Annotated in this window: 21 protein-coding genes; 14 read left to right on the top strand and 7 right to left on the bottom strand. The window is 64.4% G+C overall.

Annotated features, from left to right (window positions below; genetic code table 11):
• Window positions 1-131: 131 nt before the first annotated feature.
• From NFJ07_RS17425 to NFJ07_RS17405, 5 genes are all read left to right on the top strand, one after another.
• A complete protein-coding gene (locus NFJ07_RS17425; protein WP_269996156.1) occupies window positions 132-1,631 on the top strand; it encodes a CoA-acylating methylmalonate-semialdehyde dehydrogenase in 1,500 nt (499 codons plus the stop codon).
• Window positions 1,631-2,677 (top strand): enoyl-CoA hydratase/isomerase family protein, encoded by a 1,047-nt coding sequence (locus NFJ07_RS17420; protein WP_269996154.1) that lies wholly within the window; start codon window positions 1,631-1,633, stop codon window positions 2,675-2,677. The genes NFJ07_RS17425 and NFJ07_RS17420 overlap by 1 nt, the downstream gene beginning before the upstream one ends.
• Window positions 2,670-3,593 (top strand): 3-hydroxyisobutyrate dehydrogenase, encoded by a 924-nt coding sequence (mmsB, locus tag NFJ07_RS17415; protein ID WP_269996152.1) that lies wholly within the window; start codon window positions 2,670-2,672, stop codon window positions 3,591-3,593. The genes NFJ07_RS17420 and mmsB overlap by 8 nt, the downstream gene beginning before the upstream one ends.
• Before the next feature lie 66 nt (window positions 3,594-3,659).
• Window positions 3,660-4,439 (top strand): enoyl-CoA hydratase, encoded by a 780-nt coding sequence (locus tag NFJ07_RS17410; protein WP_269996150.1) that lies wholly within the window; start codon window positions 3,660-3,662, stop codon window positions 4,437-4,439.
• A 516-nt stretch (window positions 4,440-4,955) separates the two neighbouring features.
• Entirely contained in the window at window positions 4,956-6,026 is a 1,071-nt protein-coding gene (locus tag NFJ07_RS17405; RefSeq protein ID WP_269996149.1) for an IS110 family transposase, read from the top strand.
• Between the two features lie 18 nt (window positions 6,027-6,044).
• Here the strand turns inward: NFJ07_RS17405 and NFJ07_RS17400 are convergent, their stop codons facing one another.
• Window positions 6,045-6,893, bottom strand: a complete 849-nt coding sequence (locus NFJ07_RS17400; RefSeq protein WP_269996148.1) for a sulfurtransferase — start codon at window positions 6,891-6,893, stop codon at window positions 6,045-6,047.
• Window positions 6,894-7,069: 176 nt separating this feature from the next.
• On the opposite strand from NFJ07_RS17400, the gene NFJ07_RS17395 reads away from it, so the two are divergent.
• Window positions 7,070-7,213, top strand: a complete 144-nt coding sequence (locus NFJ07_RS17395) for a hypothetical protein (protein ID WP_269996146.1) — start codon at window positions 7,070-7,072, stop codon at window positions 7,211-7,213.
• Window positions 7,214-7,263: 50 nt separating this feature from the next.
• On the opposite strand, the gene NFJ07_RS17390 is transcribed toward NFJ07_RS17395, so the two are convergent.
• From NFJ07_RS17390 to NFJ07_RS17375, 4 genes are all read right to left on the bottom strand, one after another.
• Window positions 7,264-7,770, bottom strand: a complete 507-nt coding sequence (locus NFJ07_RS17390; RefSeq protein ID WP_269996145.1) for a MarR family winged helix-turn-helix transcriptional regulator — start codon at window positions 7,768-7,770, stop codon at window positions 7,264-7,266.
• Between the two features lie 26 nt (window positions 7,771-7,796).
• Window positions 7,797-9,545 (bottom strand): AMP-binding protein, encoded by a 1,749-nt coding sequence (locus NFJ07_RS17385; protein ID WP_269996144.1) that lies wholly within the window; start codon window positions 9,543-9,545, stop codon window positions 7,797-7,799.
• Between the two features lie 256 nt (window positions 9,546-9,801).
• Window positions 9,802-10,623 carry an ammonia-dependent NAD(+) synthetase gene (gene nadE / locus NFJ07_RS17380; RefSeq protein ID WP_269996142.1) on the bottom strand — a complete coding sequence of 274 codons (822 nt, stop codon included), beginning with the start codon at window positions 10,621-10,623 and terminating at the stop codon, window positions 9,802-9,804.
• A gap of 226 nt (window positions 10,624-10,849) precedes the next feature.
• Window positions 10,850-11,869: a LacI family DNA-binding transcriptional regulator gene (locus NFJ07_RS17375; protein ID WP_269996140.1), complete on the bottom strand. Its 1,020-nt coding sequence runs from the start codon at window positions 11,867-11,869 to the stop codon at window positions 10,850-10,852.
• 185 nt (window positions 11,870-12,054) lie between these two features.
• On the opposite strand from NFJ07_RS17375, the gene NFJ07_RS17370 reads away from it, so the two are divergent.
• The 6 genes from NFJ07_RS17370 to NFJ07_RS17345 are packed head-to-tail and all read left to right on the top strand — an operon-like array spanning window position 12,055 to window position 18,290.
• A complete protein-coding gene (locus NFJ07_RS17370) occupies window positions 12,055-13,410 on the top strand; it encodes an ABC transporter substrate-binding protein (RefSeq protein WP_269996138.1) in 1,356 nt (451 codons plus the stop codon).
• Between the two features lie 12 nt (window positions 13,411-13,422).
• Window positions 13,423-14,418: a carbohydrate ABC transporter permease gene (locus NFJ07_RS17365; RefSeq protein ID WP_269996135.1), complete on the top strand. Its 996-nt coding sequence runs from the start codon at window positions 13,423-13,425 to the stop codon at window positions 14,416-14,418.
• Window positions 14,415-15,335, top strand: coding sequence for a carbohydrate ABC transporter permease (locus NFJ07_RS17360; RefSeq protein WP_442865365.1), 921 nt, complete (start codon window positions 14,415-14,417; stop codon window positions 15,333-15,335). The genes NFJ07_RS17365 and NFJ07_RS17360 overlap by 4 nt, the downstream gene beginning before the upstream one ends.
• 2 nt (window positions 15,336-15,337) lie before the next feature.
• Window positions 15,338-16,183, top strand: coding sequence for a sugar phosphate isomerase/epimerase family protein (locus NFJ07_RS17355; RefSeq protein ID WP_269996134.1), 846 nt, complete (start codon window positions 15,338-15,340; stop codon window positions 16,181-16,183).
• Window positions 16,180-17,382: a Gfo/Idh/MocA family protein gene (locus tag NFJ07_RS17350; protein ID WP_269996133.1), complete on the top strand. Its 1,203-nt coding sequence runs from the start codon at window positions 16,180-16,182 to the stop codon at window positions 17,380-17,382. The genes NFJ07_RS17355 and NFJ07_RS17350 overlap by 4 nt, the downstream gene beginning before the upstream one ends.
• Window positions 17,379-18,290: a sugar phosphate isomerase/epimerase family protein gene (locus NFJ07_RS17345; protein WP_269996132.1), complete on the top strand. Its 912-nt coding sequence runs from the start codon at window positions 17,379-17,381 to the stop codon at window positions 18,288-18,290. The genes NFJ07_RS17350 and NFJ07_RS17345 overlap by 4 nt, the downstream gene beginning before the upstream one ends.
• Before the next feature lie 80 nt (window positions 18,291-18,370).
• Here the strand turns inward: NFJ07_RS17345 and NFJ07_RS17340 are convergent, their stop codons facing one another.
• Window positions 18,371-19,012 carry an NADPH-dependent F420 reductase gene (locus tag NFJ07_RS17340; protein WP_269996131.1) on the bottom strand — a complete coding sequence of 214 codons (642 nt, stop codon included), beginning with the start codon at window positions 19,010-19,012 and terminating at the stop codon, window positions 18,371-18,373.
• A gap of 243 nt (window positions 19,013-19,255) precedes the next feature.
• Here NFJ07_RS17340 and pyrE point away from each other — a divergent pair, with 243 nt between their 5' ends.
• Window positions 19,256-19,828 carry an orotate phosphoribosyltransferase gene (pyrE, locus tag NFJ07_RS17335; RefSeq protein ID WP_269996130.1) on the top strand — a complete coding sequence of 191 codons (573 nt, stop codon included), beginning with the start codon at window positions 19,256-19,258 and terminating at the stop codon, window positions 19,826-19,828.
• 134 nt (window positions 19,829-19,962) lie between these two features.
• The gene (locus NFJ07_RS17330; protein WP_269996129.1) at window positions 19,963-21,015 is read left to right on the top strand and encodes an alpha/beta fold hydrolase; all 1,053 of its coding nucleotides are present in this window, start codon (window positions 19,963-19,965) and stop codon (window positions 21,013-21,015) included.
• 22 nt (window positions 21,016-21,037) lie between these two features.
• Here NFJ07_RS17330 and NFJ07_RS17325 read toward each other — a convergent pair whose 3' ends face one another.
• Window positions 21,038-21,715, bottom strand: coding sequence for a tyrosine-protein phosphatase (locus NFJ07_RS17325; protein ID WP_269996127.1), 678 nt, complete (start codon window positions 21,713-21,715; stop codon window positions 21,038-21,040).
• Window positions 21,716-21,727: the final 12 nt, after the last annotated feature.

Genomic DNA, 21,727 nt, shown 5'->3' with positions numbered 1-21,727 from the left:
CAGGAGCTGAAGTCCTCTAGAAATTAGTAGGAAGTCCGAGTATATTCGGGATCAAAGACGTCCCGGAGCGCAGTTGGACATGTGCCTTCGAGGCCGATGGCGGGCATTCCCCATATGCAAAGGAGCATTCCATGGTGCGCGAACTTTCCCACTACATTGACGGCCAGAGGATCGACGGGACCTCCGGGCGCTTCAGCGATGTCTACGATCCCTGCACGGGAGAGGTCCAGGCGAAGCTTCCCTTGGCCAGCGCTGATGAGGTCAGGAACGCGATCGCGAACGCGGAAAAAGGCCAGCTCGAATGGGGCGCCATGAACCCGCAGCGCCGCGGCCGGATCCTGCTGAAGTTCGTGGACCTCGTCAACGAGCACATGGACGAACTCGCCACGCTCCTCTCCTCCGAGCACGGCAAGACCTTCCCCGACGCCAAGGGCGACATCCAGCGTGGCATCGAGGTGGTGGAGTTCGCCGCCGGTGCGCCGCACCTGCTCAAGGGTGAATTCTCGGACAACGCCGGAACGGGCATCGACGTCCACTCGCTGCGCCAGCCGCTCGGCGTCGTCGCGGGCATTACGCCCTTCAACTTCCCGGCCATGATTCCGCTCTGGAAGTCCGGCCCCGCGCTGGCGGCCGGCAACGCCTTCATCCTGAAGCCTTCGGAGCGCGACCCCTCGGTGCCGCTGCGCCTGGCAGAACTCTTCACGGAGGCCGGATTGCCGGACGGCGTCTTCAACGTCATCAACGGCGACAAGGAAGCCGTTGACACCCTCCTCGAGGATCCGCGGGTGAAGGCCATCGGCTTCGTCGGTTCCACGCCGATTGCCCAGTACATCTACGCCACGGCCGCGGCCCACGGCAAGCGCGCCCAGTGCTTCGGCGGCGCCAAGAACCACATGGTGATCATGCCCGACGCCGATCTGGACATGGCCGCGGACGCCCTCATCGGTGCCGGCTTCGGCTCCGCCGGTGAGCGTTGCATGGCGATCTCGGTGGCGGTACCGGTTGGCCAGGAGACGGCCGACGAGCTCGTCTCCAAGCTGCAGGACCGCATCAAGGGACTGAAGGTTGGCCCCAGCCTGGCCAAGGACTCGGACTTCGGCCCGGTGGTGGCAGCCTCGGCGAAAGAACGGATCGAGGGTTACATCCAGGCCGGCGTCGACCAAGGCGCCACACTTGTCACCGATGGACGCGGGCTCGCAGTGGATGGGTACCCGCAAGGCTTCTGGGTGGGCCCGACCCTCTTCGACAACGTGACCAAGGACATGTCCATCTACAAGGAGGAGATCTTCGGCCCGGTCCTGAGCGTCCTCCGCGCAGCCGACTACGAAGAAGCGCTGCGGCTCTGCTCCGAGCACGAGTTCGGCAACGGCGTCGCGATCTTCACCCGCGACGGCGACTCCGCCCGCGACTTCGCGAGCCGCGTTGAAGTGGGCATGGTGGGCATCAACGTTCCCATTCCCGTCCCGATTGCCTACTACACCTTCGGCGGCTGGAAGGCCTCGGGCTTCGGCGACCTTAACCAGCACGGCGCGGACGCCTTCCGCTTCTACACCAAGACCAAGACGGTCACCACCCGTTGGCCCTCGGGCATCCGCCAGGGCGCCAGCTTCGTGATGCCGGCCGGCAGCTAATGGCTGAGGTTCTCTTCGAGAAGCGCGGCCACCTCGGCGTCATCACCCTGAACCGGCCCCAGGCCGTCAACGCCCTCACCGCCAGCATGGTCACGGCGATGCTGGAGCAGCTCACCGCCTGGGCGGACGACGACGCCGTCAAGACGGTTTTGGTGCACGGCGCCGGGGATCGCGGACTGTGCGCGGGTGGAGACATCGTGGCGATCTACGACGACATGCTGCGCCACGGGGATCAGACTGCGGACTTCTGGGCTGCGGAGTACCGCTTGAATTCGCTCATTGCCCGGTACCCGAAACCCTACGTGGCCTTCATGGACGGGCTGGTCCTCGGCGGCGGCGTCGGGATCTCCGCGCATGGCTCGCTCCGTGTGGTCACCGAACGGACCCGTACCGGCATGCCGGAAACCACCATTGGTTTTGTGCCCGACGTCGGCGGGACCCTCCTACTGTCCCGCTCACCGGGGGAGTCGGGCACCCACGCGGCACTCACGGGTGCCCACTTGAGCGGGGCCGATGCCCTGTTCCTGGGGCTCGCGGACCACTTCGTGCCGTCCGAAAGCCTGCCCGCGCTCGCGGAAGCGCTGGAAAGCTTGACGGCGGAGGCCGCCGTCGAGCGCTTTGTGCAGGAACCGCCGGCCTCGGCACTGTCCGGCCAGCGCGAGTGGATCGATGCCGCCTATGCTTCCGACGACGCCGAGGAAATCGTCAGCAGCCTGCGCACCGCTGGCGGGGACGCCGCTGCCGCTGCGGACACGATCGAGGCGAAGTCGCCCACTGCCGTGAAAGTCACCCTGGAATCGTTGCGGCGCGTCCGGGGGCTCTCCCTCGAGGAGGCCTTGGAACAGGAATACCGCGTTGGCGTGCGGTGCCTGGCCGGGCCGGACTTCCGCGAAGGGATCCGCGCCCAGGTGGTGGACAAGGACCGCAACCCACAATGGAAGCCAGCTTCCCTGGCGGAGGTGTCGCCGGCCGCCGTCGACGGCTTCTTCGCATCGCTCGGCGAACGTGAACTCAAACTTCATTCAAAGGAGTCCGACCATGTCTGAAAACGCCGCTTCCGGCACCATCGCTTTCCTTGGCCTTGGCCACATGGGCGGCCCCATGGCCGTGAACCTTGTCAAAGCAGGTCATCAAGTTGTCGCGTACGATCCCGTGCCGGCAGCACTCGAGGTGGCCCGGGAACACGGCATTGCCACGGTGGATTCAGCTCCGGAAGCCGTTGCGGGTGCCTCCGTTGTCCTGACCATGCTGCCCAGCGGCAAGCACGTCCTGGACGCCTACCGGGGAGCGGACGGCGCACCGGGCCTGCTCTCGGTGGCTGCGCCGGACACACTTTTCCTGGACTGCTCCACCATCAACGTCGACGAGGCCCGCGAGGCCGCAGCCATTGCCTTGGAGGCTGGCCATCGCTCCGTGGACGCGCCCGTTTCCGGAGGCGTGATGGGTGCCGAAGCCGGAACCCTGACCTTCATGGTCGGGGCGCTGCCCGAGGACTTCGAAACAGTGAAGCCGATCCTGGAACTCATGGGCCGGAGGATCGTGCACTGCGGTGACCACGGAGCCGGGCAAGCTGCCAAGGTCTGCAACAACATGATCCTGGGCGTTTCCATGATTGCGGTCAGCGAGGCCTTCGTCCTGGGCGAGAAGCTGGGCCTGACGCACCAAGCGTTGTTCGACGTCGCCTCCAACGCCTCGGGGCAGTGCTGGGCGCTGACCACCAACTGCCCCGTTCCCGGGCCGGTCCCCACGAGCCCGGCCAACCGCGACTACCAACCCGGATTCGCCGGTGCGCTCATGGCGAAGGACCTCCGGCTCGCGGTCAACGCGCTTGAGAGCACCGGAGTGGACGGGCAAATGGGGCACCTGGCATCGCAGATCTACGACGCTTTCGCGGCCGAAGGCGGAGCTGGGCGCGACTTCTCCGGCATTATCACTGACATTCGGGACAAGTCCGCCAAGTAGCCTTGGCGGGTAGTTTCTTTTTCCTCAGCAACCGACTTACTGAGCAACCGACAAAAGGGGCACGGCTTGGCGCAGCAGTACGAAAACATCCTGGTGGAACTCCGTGGACGGGTGGGCTTGGTGACCCTGAACCGGCCAAAGGCGCTCAATGCGTTGAACCAGGCCACCATGAATGAGATCGTGGCCGCCGTGTCAGACATGGATGCAGATCCCGGGGTGGGCGCTGTGGTGATCACCGGCTCGGGGAAGGCTTTCGCGGCCGGCGCCGACATCAAGGAGATGGCATCCAAGGGGTACATGGAAATGTACGCCGCCGACTGGTTCCGTGGCTGGGAAAACCTCACGCGCCTGCGCATTCCCGTGATTGCCGCGGTGTCCGGTTTTGCCCTGGGTGGGGGCTGCGAACTTGCCATGATGTGCGATTTCATCATTGCCGGGGACAACGCCAAGTTCGGCCAACCGGAAATCAACCTTGGTGTCATTCCCGGCATGGGCGGCTCGCAGCGGCTGACCTATGCCGTGGGCAAAGCCAAGGCGATGGACATGGTCCTCACTGGTCGGTTCATGGACGCCGTGGAAGCGGAGCGCGCGGGACTCGTTTCCCGCGTCGTGCCGGCCGATTCCGTGGTGGAGGAGGCGTTGAAGGCCGCCGAGGTGATCGCGTCCAAGTCCAAGCCGGTTGCCATGGTTGCCAAGGAAGCCGTGAACGCAGCCTTCGAAACCAGCCTGTCCCAGGGCGTCCTGCTTGAGCGTCGGATCTTCCACTCATTGTTCGCCACCGAGGACCAAAAGGAAGGCATGGCAGCGTTCACCGAGAAGCGCCAGCCGGAGTTCAAGCACCGTTAGTCCCCACCGGCTCCCAGCCTTCGCAAGCTCAGGCCGGGGCCCTCGCCGGTGTGGGCCCAATCGATTGCTCCCACCGGCGCCCTAACCTCGCAAGTCCCCACCGGCTCCCAACCTTCGCAAGCTCAGGCCGGGGCCCTCGCCGGCGTGGCCCCACGGCCAGGGAACCCTGCCGGCGTGGGCCCAGCGTCGTTTTGAGGGCCCAAAACGACTGTGAGGATTGGGGTGGCTGGTCCGGGACTGGCTGGCAGAGTAGGTATTGGCCGTTCCGCGCCATGGTCGTGACTCACAAAACGATTGGCCCCGTCGGGTGCCCTTCTAACGACTTGTCCGTCCGTGGGGTGGGGCGGCCGGTACCTGCCCGGCCCACCTCGGTGACTTGATCAGAAGGTTGCCCGCCCTGTGTGACGGGGCGTGGCTCGTCACAGTGTTGTTCCGAAGTGACCTCTACCCGGACTGGTACCGGCCGTTTGCGGCCCTGACCATATCCGCGAAATAGAGGAAGGTGCCGGAACCGCTATGTCTATCGTTGCGCATTCCCACCCGTTTGTCGTCAGCGTCGACACCCACGCCAGGAACCATGTCTACGCGATCATCGCCGCCGGAACAGGGGAACTGCTTCAGACCCGGGATTTCCCGACCACCGGCGCCGGCATCAACCGGGCCATCGCCTGGGTGGCGCGCCGCACCGGCGCGGACCTGGGCACCTTGTGGGTGATCGAGGGCGCCGCGTCCTATGGGGCCCTGCTGGCCGGTGCCGTCGGCGCTGCCGGCTACCAGGTTGCCGAAGCGGCGCGGATGGATGCCCGTGCCCAGCACGGGGTCGGCAAGTCCGATCCCTTGGACGCGCACCGGATCGCCGCCGCCGTCCTGCCTTTGGAGGAACAGCAGCTGCGCCGCCCGCGGCTGAACGACGGGGTCCGCGCAGCCTTGCGGGTCCTGGTCACCGCACGGGAGTCCATGACCACCGACCGCACCCGGTCCGTGAACGCGCTGACCGCGCTCCTGAGGGTGAACGACCTGGGCCTTGACGCCCGCAAACCCCTGGCCGGAACCCAAATCGCCGAGGCATCCCGCTGGCGGGCACGGGACGAACCGCTGGCGGCCTCCGTTGCCCGCTCCGAAGCAGTCCGGCTGGCCAAACACATCAGCGGACTCGACGCGGACATCAAAACCAATACGAGCCAGATCAGCGGACTGGTCGAGATCAGCGAAGCCGCGCCCCTGCTGCAGGAAACCGGGTTCGGTCCGGTCACCGCCGCGATCTGCCTCACCGCCTGGTCCCACCAGGGCCGGGTCCGTTCCGAGGCCGCCTTCGCTTCCCTTGCCGGGGTCAGCCCGATCCCGGCCTCTTCCGGGAACACCGTCCGGCACCGGCCCAATCGCGGCGGCGACCGAACCCTGAACAAAGCCCTGCACATGATCGCCCTCAGCAGGATGACCTTCGATCCAGCGACCATCGGATACGTCGAGAAACGACAAGCCGAAGGACGGACCAAAAGGGAGATCCGCCGGTGCGTGAAACACTATCTCGCCCGACGGATCTACCGAACACTCAACGCGGCAAACCCGACCACCTGCGGCGCTTGACAACCATAGAAGGGTCGTTTACGGAGCAATGGATGGGGTGGTGACTCCGGGCCCGAGTTCGACCGGGAGGTCGAGCGCGTGACCGTATTGGGACCACCCGCCGGTCAAGAGCCTGCCGTGTCCGAGGCCGGCATATTCCAGGGCCAAGAGATTGTGGCAAGCCGTTACTCCGGATCCGCAATAGCTGATCACGTTCTCGGCCGACGAGATGCCCGCCGTGGCGAAGATGCGCAGCAACTCGGCCTTGCTGCGCAGTTTCCCTGCGTGGTCCAGGTTCTCCCTGCAGGGTACGTTCCTCGCGCCGGGCACATGCCCGGGCCTTGGATCGATGGGGTCTTGCCTGCCCTCGAAGCGGTCGCGGTTGCGTGCGTCCACCACGAGGTTTGTTTCGATTGAGAGCTCGTGGATCTCCGCCAGGCGGTTGCTGGGCCACGGCTGGGCGGTGAAATCGCCGGCGGGCCTCGAAGGATGTTCGGTTTCCAGAGGCCCTTCGTAGCTGGCCAGCCCGCCATCCAGAATTGCTGAGCTGTGGCCTGTGGCGCGCAGCATCCAGACTAAGCGTGCGGCGATGACTCCGCCGGCGTCGTCGTACGCCACCACGATGTCGTCGTCGCTGATTCCCAATTCCCGCATCCCCAGGGCAAAATCTTGCGGCGCGGGCAGCGGGTTTCTTCCTTCGAGTGGCGATCCCTCAGCCGAGAGCCATCGATCCAGGTCGACAAAAACGGCGCCAGGGATGTGCCCGCCGTCGTACGCCTCCCGACCGGATCGCCCGTCAAGGTACCAGCGCACATCGGCCAGCACCACGCGGCGATGGTTTTGAGACCACCATTCGAGGTCGACAAAGGGTTCCACGGCACTTTTCATAACCGCAACCCTAAATCATCGTCTCATTATTTGATATGTAGATCTCGCAATATGGACAAGCGGAACACGCGGGCGGCTCCCGACGCAGGCGTCGGCCGGAGAGATCATCGCACCCCCGCTCAACGGCCTCCGCCGCTACGTGTTTTCCAGCACCCTTGAGAAGGCGCCATGGGGCCGTGGCAATCGGAGCCGGACGCGGCGTATATCCCGCCGGCCTGGCCCCGGCGCTGGTGGGCCCAACGGGAGCGACGACTTACGACCTGGGGTTGATCGAACTCGAGTACAAGGTCCGAACCACCAGCAAATCCATTGCTCCGTAGCGGTCGGTTTGGAGGCTCAAAACGACCCCTACGGAGCAATGGATGGGGGATCAGTCGGTAAAGTCTCCCGCGGCCTTGCGGAAGTCTCCCAGCACGCGAATCAGGTGCTCGACGTCTTCGTCCCCGAAACCGGAGTGGCCGAACACCTCGTTGTTGAGTGCCGTCGTCGCGCGCTTCGCGAGGGTGCGGCCTTCCGCGGTGAGCTCGATAAGCGTGGTGCGCCCGTCAGTGGGGTGAGGGGAGCGGACCACGAGGGCTGCCTTTTCGAGGCGGTCGACGGCGTTGGTCACCGACGTCGGATGCACCTGGAGCAGTGCGCTGGCTTTGTTCATGGGCAACGCGCCACTGCGGGCGAAACTCAGCAGCGCCAGGAGCTCGTAGCGCGCGAAGGTCAGGCCGTACGGCTTCAACACGCCCTCGATCCGCCCGAGCAGGATCTGCTGGGTGCGCATGATCGCGGTGATGGCCGCCATGGGCGCGGCGACTTCGCCCCAGCCGTGGCGTTCCCAGTTTCTCTGGGCGTCGGCGATGGGGTCGCGGGGGAGCGGGCTGCCCACGTTGCCTCCTGACATTGCTTGGCTGCCTATTCTTTCAGACTCGGGAACTCGTCCTCGGTGTATTCGACGCCCAGGCCGGCTGGCAGCGGACCGTCGCCGTGGCGGGCCACCTCCGTGCCTCGAAGTTCGACACGCCGGATCTTGCCGGAAATCGTCTTGGGCAACTCGCCGAATTCGAGGCGACGGATGCGCTTGAACGGCGCCAGGTGCTGCCGGCAGTATCTGAGGATGTCCTCCGCCACGGCCGGACCGGGCTCGTAGCCGGCGGCGAGCACCACGAAGGCTTTGGGCACCGAAAGCTTGACCGGATCCGGAGAGGGCACGACGGCGGCCTCCGCCACTGCGGGGTGTTCGATCAGGACGCTTTCGAGTTCGAAAGGGGACAAGCGGTAGTCGGAGGACTTGAAGACATCGTCCCCGCGGCCCACGTAGGTGATGACGCCGTTCTCGTCCCGGCTGGCCATGTCGCCCGTGTGGTAATAACCGTCACGGAAGGCCTCAGCGGTCTTTTCCGGGTCGCCGAAGTAGGACTTCATGAGCCCCACGGGTCGAGGGTCCAAGCGCAAGCAAAGCTCGCCGTCGTCGGCCTCTTCACCGGTGGCAGGGTCGACGAGCACGACGTCGTAGCCCGGCAGTGGCCGTCCCATCGAGCCGGTCTTGACGGGCTGCCCCGGGGTATTGGCGACCTGGACCGTTGACTCCGTCTGGCCGAAACCGTCGCGGATGGTCTGGCCCCAGGCCCTCTCCACTTGCCCGATCACCTCGGCGTTGAGCGGTTCGCCCGCCGAAACCACCTTGGTGGGCGGGGTTTTCAACAGGGTCAGGTCCGCCTGGATGAGCATGCGCCATACAGTGGGCGGGGCGCAGAAACTCGTGACGCCTTCGCGCCCCATCTGATCCATGAGGGCTTTCGCGTCGAAACGATCGTAGTTGTAGACGAAGACGCAGGCCTCGGCGATCCACGGCGTGAAAACGTTGGACCACGCGTGCTTGGCCCAGCCGGGGGAAGCCACATTGAGGTGGACGTCGCCGGGTTCCAGGCCGATCCAGTACATCGTGGAGAGGTGTCCCACGGGGTATGACGTGTGGGTGTGCTCCACCAGCTTGGCCCGTGACGTGGTGCCTGAGGTGAAGTACAGGAGCATCGTTTCGTCGGCGGCGGTGGGGGCATCCGGGACGAATTCGGTCTCAGCGGAATCCGACTCGGCGTACTGAAGGGCACTGGTGTTCTGGCCGGAGGCCGTGTTCTGACCGGCGGCCGTGCCGCCGTCGTGCACTTCAATGAGGGTGTAATCGCCCGGCACTTCGGCGAACTTGGCAATGTTGGCGCTCCCGACGGCGGCCCAGTGGGCGCCGCCGCGTTCCACGCGATCCGCGATGTCGCGCGGACCCATGAGCGTGGTCGTGGGGATCAGGACCAGGCCCAGTTTGATCCCGGCGAGCATCAGTTCCCACAGTTCCACTTGGTTGCCAAGCATGATGATCATGCGGTCACCACGGTGGACGCCCTTGCCGCGGAGCCAGTTGGCGAGCTGCGAGGACCGCGCGGAGAGCTCGGCGAAGCTGCGGCGGGTGGAACTGCCGTCTTGTTCGACGATGACCAGCGCAGGGTTGTTGGCCGTGCCGGGGTTTGCTGCGATCTGGTCGAACCAGTCGAGGGCGAAGTTGAACTCGCTGAAGCGGGGCCACTCGAATTCGCTGTGCGCCTGGGAGTAGTCGGTGCGTAGCTCAAGGAGCCGGTCGCGGGCTGCGCGGAAGTCGTCGGTGACTGTCATTGTCTGCCTTTCGCCCTGCGTGGATGGGTAAGCGCGGACCGGGGACAAGCCGGCCGTGTGATCCGCCTCACTGCAATATACTAGGACATCCAAGGGTTTGGAAGAGGCAGTGAGCGGGTGCAGATTGCGTCCCGTCACGCCGGGCACACTTTTGCGGGATTACGACGGCGGCGCCCCCGCCACGGTGCGGCAGGCCGCCGTCGTGCGCTGCAAGAAGTTGCTCAGCGTGACGCCGGGGCCCCGGTTAGGGCGACTGCTACTTCCACCAAGTGTCGAAAATCGTGACCGGAACAGTCCGCTTGTGCCGCGTGCGCAGGTACTTTTGCTCGATGGTCTCTGCTACCTCGTCGGAGACTTCCCGGCCCTCGAGGTAATCGTCGATCTGGTCGTACTTGATTCCGAGTTCGTCCTCGTCGGTACGGCCAGGCTTGCCGTCCAGGAGGTCGGCCGTGGGGACCTTGTCCCAAATGCGGGACGGGGCGCCCAGTTCCGCGAGGAGTGCACGGTTCTGCCGTTTGTTGAGGCCGAAGAGCGGCAGGATGTCCGCGCCGCCGTCGCCGAACTTGGTGAAGAATCCGGTGACGGATTCGGCTCCGTGGTCGGTGCCGATCACCAGGTAGTTGTGCTCACCGGCGAGGGCGTACTGGGCCACCATGCGGGCCCGGGCCTTGGTGTTGCCCTTGTGGAAATCCGAGATGCGCGCGCCCGTGGTCTTTTCGAACTCATCCTCGAAACCATCCACCGCGCGGGAGATGTTGAATGTCCACTCCGTCTTGGCCTGGATAAAGTCCAGCGCGGCTTGGGCGTCGTCTTCATCGTGCTGGGTGCCGTAGGGGAGCCGGACCGCCACGAAATTAGCCTCCACGCCCTCGGCCTCAAGCTCTTCGACCGCCAGCTGGGCAAGCCGCCCGGCGAGGGAGGAATCCAGTCCGCCGGAAATGCCCAGGACGAAGCCCTTGGTGTGCGTGGCCTTGAGATATTCCTTTAGGAACGTGACGCGTTTGCGCACCTCCTCAGCAGGGTCGATCCGGGGCTGGACGCCCATTTCCGCAATGATCGTGGCCTGGAGTGTGCGCATGTCCCCAACACTAGTAACCAGCGCTTGAAACACTCAACTGTGTCACTCCCTAACTGCCTTGCAGTTGCGGCCGTTTTCAATCCTCAAAGTGACTTAGGCGCGCGGCTTGGGCGGGGAGAGCACGACGCTCGCTCAGATATGCGCGCCAATCGCCGATCGCTCGCTCAGAAGATGTGAGCGAGCGTCGCGCCAAAACACAACATTAGTGAGCGAGCGTCGGTAGGGATTACGACGGCGCGGCGCCCGTCGATGCCCGGACCGTGAGGTGCGTGGGCATGACTGCCAGGCGCCGGCTGGTGCCGCCGTACTGGGGATTCAGCCGGGAAAGGAGCATGGAGACGGCTACGCGCCCAGCTTGCTCAATGGGAGATGCCATGGTGGTCAGGGGCGGGTTGCAGAAATCGGCTCCGAAAATGTCGTCGCAACCCACAATGCTCATGTCGTCGGGCACCCGGATACCGCGTTCGCGCAGCCGCTGCAACATCCCGATGGCCAGCAGGTCATTGAAGACGATGCATGCCGTGGCCCCCGTGTGCACCGCGGCGTCCGCTGCGGCCGCGCCGGATGTGGTCTTGGGTGCGAACGGCCCCACGCTGAATGTGGTCAGTTTCCGTTCCGTCGTTTCTTCCTGGAACGCTTGCCACCGCTTGGCATTGGACCAGGAAGTGGCCGGGCCGCCGACGAAGCAAATCCTCGTATGCCCCAGCGAGACCAGGTGTTCCAGCGCCTGGATGATGGCCGACGGCGTATCGATCACCACAGTGGGTGCAATTGCTGGAGCCCGGTTGATGGTGACCAGGGGCTGTTGTGCCGCTGCTTCGGCCAGCTGCGCGTCCGTCAGGCGGGAGGCGGCAAGGATGAAACCGTCGGCTGAGCGGCGCATTTTCTGCAGGGCATCGGCCTCCATTTCCGCGGATTCCTCGGTGTCTACCAGCAGTTGCGTGTAGCCGGCGGCCTTCAACTGGTGCTGAGCCCCGCGGATGATGTCGAAGTAGAACGGATTGGTGATGTCCGGAACCAGGACGGCAACGGTCTGGGTGCGTCCGGAGCTGAGCCCGCGGGCCTGGGAGCTTGGAATGTAGTTCAATTGCGCGGCCGCTTCTTCGATCCGCTCGCGCGTCACGTGGTTCACTCTCCCGGGATTGCTCAGGGCCCTCGAGACTGTTGACGTTGCCACTCCCGCAAGCTCCGCGACGTCGCGGATCGTGGGCTGCCTGCCCGGTGACTGGAGCTGGAGTTCTGCCATGGTCTAGGTGTTCCTCATCTGCCGCAGCCGCTCAACAACGAGTGACTTGTCCCACAATTGCAGCACCGATGACAATTTTTGGCAATCGCTTGTCATCCTTGTTGCGCATGCCTAGACTCGGAGAAATCACCCGATGTGACGCGCACCACGCCAATGAGGCCATCGGGTCTCCAGGGAGGAAAACAATGAAGTTTGCATCGTCCGCCAAATTTGCCGCTGTTGTCGTAACAGCCGCCCTAGCTTTGACCGCCTGCGGAGGCGGCAGCAGCAGCTCCGGGGGGAGTGCCGGACCCGTTGACGGAAAAGGCAAGAAGCTGAGCGTCCTGACAGGGGTCAACAACCAGTATTCTGCCCAGCAAAAGCAGTGGTTCACCGACATTGCGGCCAAGTTCAAGGCGCAGACCGGTGCCGACGTCGAATTCGAAACCTTCGCTTCGGCCAACGATGAACTGACCCGCATCCAGACGTCGGTGGTCTCCGGGCAAGGGCCTGACGTGTATAGCCTCGGCACCACTTTCACGCCCACCGCGTATGCAACCAAGGCCTTCGTGACGTTGTCCGACGACGACTGGAAGAAGATAGGCGGGAAAGACAAGTTCAACCAGGCTGCCCTCGGAATTTCCGGCCCGGACGCCCAGCACCAAGCGGGCATTCCCTTCGTCAGCCGGCCGTTCGTGATGGCCTACAACAAGGACATCCTGAAAGCAGCCGGGATCGACAAGCCCGCCACCAGCTGGGATGAACTCGCAGCCCAAGCCAAGAAGATGACCAACCCGGCCACCGGAACCTTTGGCATGGCCACCGGGTACAAGGACAACTTCGACCCCTGGAAGTTCATCTGGGCCATGTCCGTCCAGGCAGGAAACCCGCTGGTGGACGGCAAGACACTCAAGCTTGACGACCCGACCGTCAAGAAGGCATATGAAACCTACTTCGGATGGCTTACCAAGGACAAGATCGTCGATCCGGCTTCCATCGGGTGGAGCAACAGCAACGCCGTTGCCGCATTTGCCTCAGGCAAGGCGGGATACCTGATGATGACGACGTCGAGTTCCCTCCCGACACTCGACAAGTCGGCTGTCGCGGGTAAGTACGCCTACACGGCCATGCCCACGACGGCCCCGGGCCAGACCTCTCCGCAGGGGGACGCCGCGAATGCGGCCAGCATCCTGTCCGGTGACAATGTGGTTGTTGCCGATTACTCGAAGCAAAAGGACTTGGCCTTCGCTTACATCAACCTGATCACGTCCAAGGACGAGCAGTTGAACTTCCAGAAGATCTTCGGCGACCTGCCGGCCAACGCCGAAGCACTGAAGGCCCTGAACAACCCCGCACTCCAACCGGTTGCCGATACCGCAGCCAAGTCCAAGGCCACGCCGTTCACCGGAGCTTGGGGCGACATCCAGCTCGCCCTGCTGAACGTCACGGTCCAGTCGATCCCTGACCTCGCCAAGGGTTCCGTGGACGACTCGGCCCTCCAGGCCCGCCTCAAGGACGCACAAACCAAGGGCCAGGCCTCACTTGACCGGGCATCGAAGTAAGTAGGAACTGACATGTCCACCGATTCATTGACTGCGGGCAAGTCCACGCGCCGCAAATCGTCCCGCGCTGCAAAGCCGGACCCGCAGTCGCCAGACGGCACTCCCCGGCGCCGCAAGGGGCTGAGCGAACGCAACCGCCCCTTGTGGATGCTGATTCCGGGCGGCCTGCTGATGGTGATCATCATCGTGGTGCCGCTCCTGCTCGGCATCTTCATGTCGGGGCTGGACCTGGACCAGTATTCGCTGCGCCAGTGGGTCAGTGCTCCGTTCATCGGGGTGCAGAACTTCGTCGAAGCGCTGACCGGATCACCCTTGCTGCACGCCATCTGGCTCAGCGTCAGCTACTCGTTGATCGCCATGGCGGTCACCATCCCGCTCGGCATCGCCGGCGCCGTCGCGACCCAGAACGCGTTCAAGGGACGTGCGGTGATCCGTTCCATCTTCCTGATCCCCTACGTCCTTCCGTCCTTCGTGGTGGCTACGGTGTGGCGGACCATGTTCCAGCCGGGCAGCGTCGTCGACTCGGTGCTGCATTCGGTGGGCATCGACCCCGGCCTGTGGCTCAACGGGCCGCAATCGTATTGGACGCTGATCCTGGTCCAGATCTGGGCATCGTGGCCGTTTGTCTACTTGCTGGCGTTGTCCGGGCTCCAGTCCGTGGACCATGAGGTCCACGAGGCCTCGGCCCTGGACGGTGCCCTGTGGTGGAACAAGCTCCGTTATGTGGTCTTCCCGTATCTCAAGGGTCCGCTCTCCTTGGCGTTCCTGATCGGCATGCTGCACCACATCAACAACTTCACCTTGCCGTTCGTCCTGTTCGGGGTACCTGCTCCGTCCGACGTGGAACTGCTCCCGATCCTCACCTACGTCACCAGCTTCCAGAGCTTCAGGTTCGGGCTCAGCGCGGCCATGGCGTTCATTTCGCTGATCTTGATCGCGATCCCCTTGTTCGTCTATCTGCGGGCCGTCAAACTTGACGACGCCGAAACACCCGGAGGCAAAAAGTGAGCACCGCAACTACCGCCGTCGGACGCAAATCGAGCGAAGGCTTCCGCCCGGGCTCCAAACGCCAGCACGAAGTCACCAAACTCTTGCCAGGCCCTATGCTCGCCATCATCTTGACGGTGTTGTGTGCCCTGGTGCTGATTCCAGTGGTGTACATCTTCCTGGCGTCCGTGAACTCGGACATCGGCGTTGCCCGGGGCGAGTTCTTCCCGTCCACCTTCTCGCTTGAGAACTACTCCACGATCTGGTCGAGCGTTGGGCTGGCCACAGGCTTGGCCAACAGCGTGCTCGTGGCCGGGTCCACCGCCGTGGTCTCCGCGCTGATGTCGATCGCCACCGCCTACGTCCTGGTCCGCTACCAGTTCCGTGGCCGCCTGACGATCCTTCGCGGGTTGCTGGGACTCCAGTCGGTGCCCGGAACCCTCATGGTGCTGCCGGTCTTCGTACTGTTCTCTTCGGCGGCCAGCTACCTGGGCATCCAAGTCATTGGTACGCAGTGGGGCTTGTTCGTGACCTACCTGACGTTCGCGATGCCGTTCTCCACCTGGGTGATGGTCACCTATCTGCGCGGCCTGCCGCGCGAACTCGAAGAGGCGGCAAGGATCGACGGCGCCAGCAACCTGGGCGTTCTGGTGCGGATCATCCTCCCGCTGAGCTGGCCCGGCGTCGTCGTCTCCGGTATTTTCGCCTTCCTGCTCGGCTGGAACGACGTCCTGTTTGCCTCAGTCATGACGCGGCCCGAAAGCCAGACGGCCGCCGTCGCGCTCCAGATCTTCGGTGCCTCGCAGGAAGGCGGCGCGATTCCCTTCTACGGCCAGATGATGGCAGCCTCCCTTGTGTGTGCTGCCCCGGTGGTCATCCTGTACCTGATTTTCCAGCGTTACCTAGTGGGCGGCTTGACCGCCGGAGGAGTTAAGTAACTATGAGCACGCCAGCGGTTGAATGGGAGCTCTCGGGCTTCGGCGACGAGATCGACGACGACCCCAAGATCCAGATTGCCGTGATGCAGGCACTGGGAGCCAACCACATTGAAGTCCGCAGCGCCTGGGGCACCAACATCGTGGATCTGGATGAGGCGCAGCTTCGTGAACTGAAGTCCTTGCTCGACGCCGCGGACATGAAGGTTTCCGCGATCGCCTCGCCGATCGGGAAAGTGGACGTTTCCCTTCCCGTCGAGCACGAGGTGGAACGGCTCCGGCGGGCAGTCAACGCCGCACAGGTCCTGGAATCCCGCTACATCCGGATCTTCTCCTTCTACTACGGCGAAGACGTAGCGGTGGAGAGCATCCGGGAGGCAGTCATCGAACGCATGCGTGCCCTCGCGGACGTTGCGGAAGAGTCCGGCGTCGTCCTGCTGCACGAAAACGAGAAGGACATCTACGGGGACGTCCCCGAACGGGTCCTGGACATCATCGAAACCGTAGCCTCCCCCGCGCTCAAAGTCGCTTGGGACGCCGCCAACTTCGTCCAGGTGGGAGTCAAACCGTTCGACGACGCCTACGCCAAGCTCCGCCCGCACCTTGAATACCTGCAGGTGAAGGATGCCTTGTTTTCGAACGCCACGGTAGTCCCTGCGGGCGAGGGCGACGGCGATGTCCTCCGCACGGTTGAAGCCTTGAAGGCCGACGGGTACACCGGCTTCGCGAGCCTCGAACCACACTTGGCCGGCGCCCACGGACTGGGCGGATTCTCCGGCCCGACGGCGTTCGGCATTGCAGCGAGGGCGTTCGCGAAAGTTCTCAATGAAGCAGGAGTGGAGACGAAGTGACCGAGCCGAAACAACTGAATGCCGCAATCGTAGGGTGCGGCGTCATCGGCCGCACCCATTCGGCCGCGGTCCGCGAATTTCCGGATGTCGTCATCACGGCCCTTGTGGACGTGATTGCCGAGGCTTCCGAGGCGCTTGCGGCCAAGATCGAAGCCCAGGGCGACCCGAAGCCGGCAGTCTTCCTGACGCTGGCCGAGGCGCTCGCCGCCGCACCCGTGGACCTGGTCATCATCGCCACGCCCAGCGGGCTGCACATCCAGCAAGCGCTGGAAGCGCTCGACGCCGGCAAGCACGTCGTGATCGAAAAGCCCCTTGACGTTGACCTGAGTAAGGCAGACGAGATCCTGGCTGCTGCCAAGGCTGCCGAGGCCAAGGGCTTGGTGGCGACCGTGATCAGCCAGCACCGCTTTGATCCGGCCAGCCGGGTGGTGGACGAGGCCCGTCGAACCGGACGCTTCGGCACGCTGACCTCCGCCGTCGCCTCTGTCAGCTGGTGGCGAAGCCAGGGCTACTACGATTCGGGCGCCTGGCGCGGAACCTGGGCCATGGACGGCGGTGGCGCCATCATGAACCAGGGCGTTCACACCGTGGACCTGCTTTTGTGGTTCCTCGGCCGGCCCCTTGAGATCAGCGCCAAAACCGCGCTTCTCGCCCACGAAGGTGTTGAGGTGGAGGACACCGCCGTAGCCACCGTTACCTTCGAATCCGGTGCCATTGCCGTGTTGCACGCCACGACGGCGGCGTACCCGGGCTTGACCGTCCGCCTCCAGGTGATGGGGAGCAAGGGTTCCGCAGTGATCGACAACGACGATCTCGCGTACTTCCACGCGTCCGACGCCGCCGATCCTTCGGAAAGCAGCGCCATGGGCATCCTCGGCGGCGGAAACCAGGCCGCCGTCGAGCTTGCCAAATATCCGGACGACACCGTCGAAGCACTGGACCCGACGGTATACCCGGCTGGACATGTCCGGCAGTACCGCGACATCATCGCGGCGATCCGGGCAGGACGCCCCGCCGGCGTTACTGTCCGCGACGCCTTGACCGCCTTGGCTACTGTGCGCGCCCTGTATGTCTCAGCCACCTTGGGCCAGCCCGTGCTGATCGACGATGTCATAGCCGGCAAGTACAACAACGTGGAGGTCCGCACCGGCGGGGCCGCTTCCCAACCGGGAGCCCATCGCGAAGAGGTATCGGCATGAAGTTCTCCGTCTTCACCGCCTCCACACCCGAATGGTCGCCGCAGGAAGCCGCCATGAAGCTTGCCGCCCAGGGGTGGGACGGCATCGAATGGCGCGTCACGGACCAGGCGGAGGCAGCAGAACCCGGCTTCTGGGCAGGGAACCGTGCCACCTGGCCCATGACGGGCTTGGAAGATTCGATCCCGGAGATTGCCCGCCTCACCGCGGAGTCAGGCTTGGAATTCTCCGGCCTCGGCGGCTACGCCCGCTGCGACAACCACGACGACGTCGATCGTGTCCTCGCCGCCACCGCAGCCTTGGGTGCCAAGCAGGTCCGCGTGAACGTGCTGCCACTGGGCAACTCAAACATGGGCGGCCAGGAACCCACCGGTCTGTCGTACCCGGAACTCTTTGCCGCTACCCGGGAACACTACGAGTGGGTTGCTTCCCGCGCAGCACACCACGGCGTCAAGGCCCTCGTGGAACTGCACCATGGAACCGTGACGGCGTCGGCCTCCTCGGCCCGGCGATTGCTGGAAGGGCTGGATCCGCAGCATGTTGGCGTTATCCATGACCTCGGCAACTTGCTGATCGAGGGCTGGGAATCACCGTTGCCCGCACTCCAACTCCTAGGCCCGTACTTGGCACATGTCCACGTGAAGAACGCCCGCTGGGTCCGCACCGATTCGAAGGACGAATCCGGCGCGGCCGTGTGGGTCAACGAATGGGCCCCTTTGGCCGAGGGACAGGGAAGCGTTCTCGGCTACTTCCGCGCGCTCGCCGAGGTTGGCTACGACTCCTGGGTCACGCTGGAGGACTTCTCCACCGAGCTTCCGTTGGAGGAACGGACGGCCTCCAACTTGGAGTACGTCCGCAAGGCGGCCGCCTTGGCCGGGTTCGACGTCGCCGCTTCAGCCCCGGCATCCTGACGGGTCCACTCCTCGACGCATTAACAAAGCAGCCGCTTGCCTTTCGGAGGCAAGCGGCTGCTGTGTTGTTTGGAGGTTGCTCAGATGGTGCGCGATGCCTTGGCCAGGTTGTCCTTGAGCTCGGCAGCGTTCTGCCGCACCACGTAGGCCGGGCGGTCACGCTCCACGCGCCAGCTCTCATCGAGCGGCCCGATGTTGACGGTGTCGAAGCCGAACTCGTCGTAAAGCCTTGCCACCAGTTCGGCGGCCTCGGGGTAGTCGCTGGCGGTGGCCAGCGCGCGGCGGTTTTCGGTGCCCGCCGGGGTGCCGTCTGTGCCGATTTCCTTCGCCATGATGTGGTTGAAGCCCTTGGCCACCTTGGACGTGGGCAGGTGCTTCTGCAGCAGCCCGGACGTGGTGGCCTCACCCTTGTCCAGCTCCGGGATCCGGCCGTCCCGCTCCCAGTAGTAGTTGTTCGTGTCGATCACAATCTTCCCCGCGAGCGGCTCCACGGGGATGCCCTGGTAGCTCCTGAGGGGAACGGTCACGACGGCGAAATCGCCTGCCACTGCTGCCTCGGCCGGTGTTGCAGCGCGGGCATGTGTGCCAAGCTCCGCCACCAGTTCCGTTAGGGTTTCCGGTCCCCGCGAGTTGCTGATCACTACGTCATAGCCGAGTTCCACCGCCTTGCGAGCGACTTGGCTGCCAATGTGTCCTGCACCGATGATTCCGATTGTTGTCATATGTGCGGGAACACCGTCTCCGGCGCAGATATTTCAAAGGTTACGGCGAGTGACGTGTAGGCGTCGCGGGCCGGAGCGCGCTGGCGACGCGCAATTTCCTTGGCGCCACCCACAGAGCCTCACGCACCCCGGATTCCGGTGTCGCCAGGGATTTATCGTGTCGCAGGGCACGATGCGCGTTGCGGACTTTCCATGACGCCGGCCATTCTCTTGCGTCCAGCGGCTTTACGTAGAATGGGCACCATGACTCCCGCTGTTGATAGTGCCGCTGCCCGTGCCCGCCTCCTTGAATTGATCAAAGAACTGGCGGTCGTCCGCGGCAAGGTGATCCTTTCCAGCGGGGCCGAGGCGGACTATTACATCGACTTGCGACGCATCACCCTCCACCACGAGGCTTCGAAGCTGGTTGGCCAGGTCATGCTCTCCATGATCGACGACGCCGGAATCGCCGTTGAGTGCGCCGGTGGCCTGACCATGGGTGCGGACCCGGTCGGTACTGCCGTGATGCACGCCGCGGCCGACGCGGGCCGTGCCGTTGATGCCTTCGTGGTGCGCAAGGCGCAGAAGTCCTACGGTATGGGCCGCCAAGTGGAAGGTCCCTCGGTGGAGGGCCGCGACGTCGTGGTTCTCGAGGACACCTCCACCACGGGCGGCTCGGCGCTGACCGCCGTCGAAGGCGTCCGCAAGGCCGGTGGCAACGTGGTGGCTGTGGCCGTCATTGTGGACCGCAACACTGGCGCCAAGGAAAAGATCGAGGCCGAAACCGGTGTGCCGTACCTCTTCGCCTTCGGCAAGGACGAGCTGGGACTCGACTGACCCAAAAGAGTTTGCGTGCAGCTTGTGCCCCCTAAGGCGAGCAATGGGGGACACGAGCTGTACAACAAACTCCCAAGCCTGAGCGGTTTCAAGGGGACCGTGTGCCCGTCCGCCGAAGCGCCTAAGCTGGCTGCGTGGACCTTCAGGCCGGGAAATTCCCCCGGAAGCAGCAGCGCTGGCAGGATCCGGGCTCCCTTGCCCGGGTTCTCCGCCAAGCGGCTGAGCTGAAGAGTATTTCCCGTCGTTCCTTCCTGATTGGAGCGGGTGCTTCCACGGCCCTCGCCGCGGACATGCTGTTTACACGCCAGGTCCAGGCAGAACGTCGCACCACCAGGATCCTTCCGGTGGGGGACGATTTCGCAGAGTCGTACTACCCCAACTCGAGTTGGATTCTCTTCCCCGGTTACAAGACCAGCTGGGAAGAGGCCCAATGGATCCTCAACTCGCTCCGCGGTTCGCTCCGGCAGCGGGGCCAGATGGCCGCCGTCGGATACTCCAACCTGGGGTTGGAAGTCGCCGACGTGGTGGACACCGTGCTCGCCTACATCAATGAGCGGAAGCTGAACACGCTCTATTTCTACGGCCACAGTTTCGGCGGGATGTTGGCCACTGAAGTGGCCGCGCTCCTGCGCGAACGGAACGGCATCAGCGTCAAGCTGATCCTGTTGGATTCTTCGCCGTTCAGTAAGTACGACATCCTCGACCAAAGCTGGTTCGATGGCGTGGTGTTCTTGTACGAGAGCGGCTTCCAGGTTCCGTCGGTCCTCCGCGGCGGCTACGAGCTGGGCGAGCGCGTGGTGAACAAGCACGAACGCACGTGGGGGCAGATCTGGGACCAGACCCTCGAGCAGCTCTCGCCGATCGCGCCGTCGAGCGTCCTGATCCAGAGCGAATCGGACTACATCTACCACTTCGACGGCACACGGTTTATCGACAGGCTGGGGGACACCCGCATGGCCTTCATCGGAAACCCGAACGATGACACGGTGAACTACGCAACGGCCCGGGCCGCGTGGGCCAAGACATTCCCCCTCAACATCGCGTCCACGGGCCACAGGACCGACGGCGCCCGCCCCGCCCATGCGAGTCCCCAGTGGAATCCCTTCATCTACAATCCGATCATCGAGGACCTGGAGAACGAGCTATTTCCGCTGCCCCGGGCCGGCTCGCGGGTGGTGTTCTACTGACCGGCCCTTTCTACAAACGCGTCTATCTGCGCCGCAGTCCATCCAGCTCGGAACCACTGAGGCCGGCGTCGCGGAGGTAGTCCGCCGCGCTGCCGAACTCGTGCCCGAAACGGTCCAGGAAGTATTCCATCGCAGCTTGGGGGGATTGCAGCAGCATGAGCGAGGGACTGAATGCGTCCTCCGGAACCTCGGGGACAGCCAGCCGCCACGCGGCTGCCATGGTTTCCAGCATCGTGGGGAGGGCAGCGGTGCTTGCGGCGTAGTCCGCCACAACGGCCGCGCTGTCAGTGCCGGTCGTGAGGAGCGCCAGAGCGGATACGACGCCGGTGCGGTCCTTGCCGAGCGAGCAGTGGATGAGCGTCCGCTTGCCTTGGGCCGCGGCGCGCAGCGATTCGGCCACCCAGTCCGGGCGGGCGCGGACCCACCCAAGGTAGAGCTCGCCCAGGTCTTCGGCCGTGTGGATCGATTGGAGCCCATCCGAGGCGGTACGCGGATCGAGGGGGTTCTCCACGAGCTCCACGGCGCCGTTGGCCAGTTGCCAGGGCACGATGGCGCGTTCGTACGCGCTTCGGAGATCCACAACCGTCTGGATGCCATGAAGTTCAAGGAAGGCGGACGTCGCCGCAGTGTCCATGCCAAACGGCTGGCTGCCCCTTAGAATGCGGCCCCCGGCCAGGGAACGGAGGTTCAGCACAGCCATGGCACCAGCCCC

This window comes from Arthrobacter sp. B2a2-09 (assembly GCF_027587375.1).
In the GTDB taxonomy this organism is placed as follows: Bacteria; Actinomycetota; Actinomycetes; order Actinomycetales; family Micrococcaceae; genus Arthrobacter.
This window is presented reverse-complemented; position numbering and strand designations above follow the sequence as displayed.

Bases quoted from the DNA above. Each gene is read 5' to 3' on its own strand.
- NFJ07_RS17425 (WP_269996156.1), top strand. From the start codon at position 132: ATGGTGCGCGAACTTTCCCACTACATTGACGGCCAGAGGATCGACGGG.
- NFJ07_RS17420 (WP_269996154.1), top strand. From the start codon at position 1,631: ATGGCTGAGGTTCTCTTCGAGAAGCGCGGCCACCTCGGCGTCATCACC.
- mmsB (WP_269996152.1), top strand. From the start codon at position 2,670: ATGTCTGAAAACGCCGCTTCCGGCACCATCGCTTTCCTTGGCCTTGGC.
- NFJ07_RS17405 (WP_269996149.1), top strand. From the start codon at position 4,956: ATGTCTATCGTTGCGCATTCCCACCCGTTTGTCGTCAGCGTCGACACC.
- NFJ07_RS17400 (WP_269996148.1), bottom strand. From the start codon at position 6,893: ATGAAAAGTGCCGTGGAACCCTTTGTCGACCTCGAATGGTGGTCTCAA.
- NFJ07_RS17385 (WP_269996144.1), bottom strand. From the start codon at position 9,545: ATGACAGTCACCGACGACTTCCGCGCAGCCCGCGACCGGCTCCTTGAG.
- nadE (WP_269996142.1), bottom strand. From the start codon at position 10,623: ATGCGCACACTCCAGGCCACGATCATTGCGGAAATGGGCGTCCAGCCC.
- NFJ07_RS17375 (WP_269996140.1), bottom strand. From the start codon at position 11,869: ATGGCAGAACTCCAGCTCCAGTCACCGGGCAGGCAGCCCACGATCCGC.
- NFJ07_RS17370 (WP_269996138.1), top strand. From the start codon at position 12,055: ATGAAGTTTGCATCGTCCGCCAAATTTGCCGCTGTTGTCGTAACAGCC.
- NFJ07_RS17365 (WP_269996135.1), top strand. From the start codon at position 13,423: ATGTCCACCGATTCATTGACTGCGGGCAAGTCCACGCGCCGCAAATCG.
- NFJ07_RS17355 (WP_269996134.1), top strand. From the start codon at position 15,338: ATGAGCACGCCAGCGGTTGAATGGGAGCTCTCGGGCTTCGGCGACGAG.
- NFJ07_RS17345 (WP_269996132.1), top strand. From the start codon at position 17,379: ATGAAGTTCTCCGTCTTCACCGCCTCCACACCCGAATGGTCGCCGCAG.
- NFJ07_RS17340 (WP_269996131.1), bottom strand. From the start codon at position 19,012: ATGACAACAATCGGAATCATCGGTGCAGGACACATTGGCAGCCAAGTC.
- pyrE (WP_269996130.1), top strand. From the start codon at position 19,256: ATGACTCCCGCTGTTGATAGTGCCGCTGCCCGTGCCCGCCTCCTTGAA.
- NFJ07_RS17325 (WP_269996127.1), bottom strand. From the start codon at position 21,715: ATGGCTGTGCTGAACCTCCGTTCCCTGGCCGGGGGCCGCATTCTAAGG.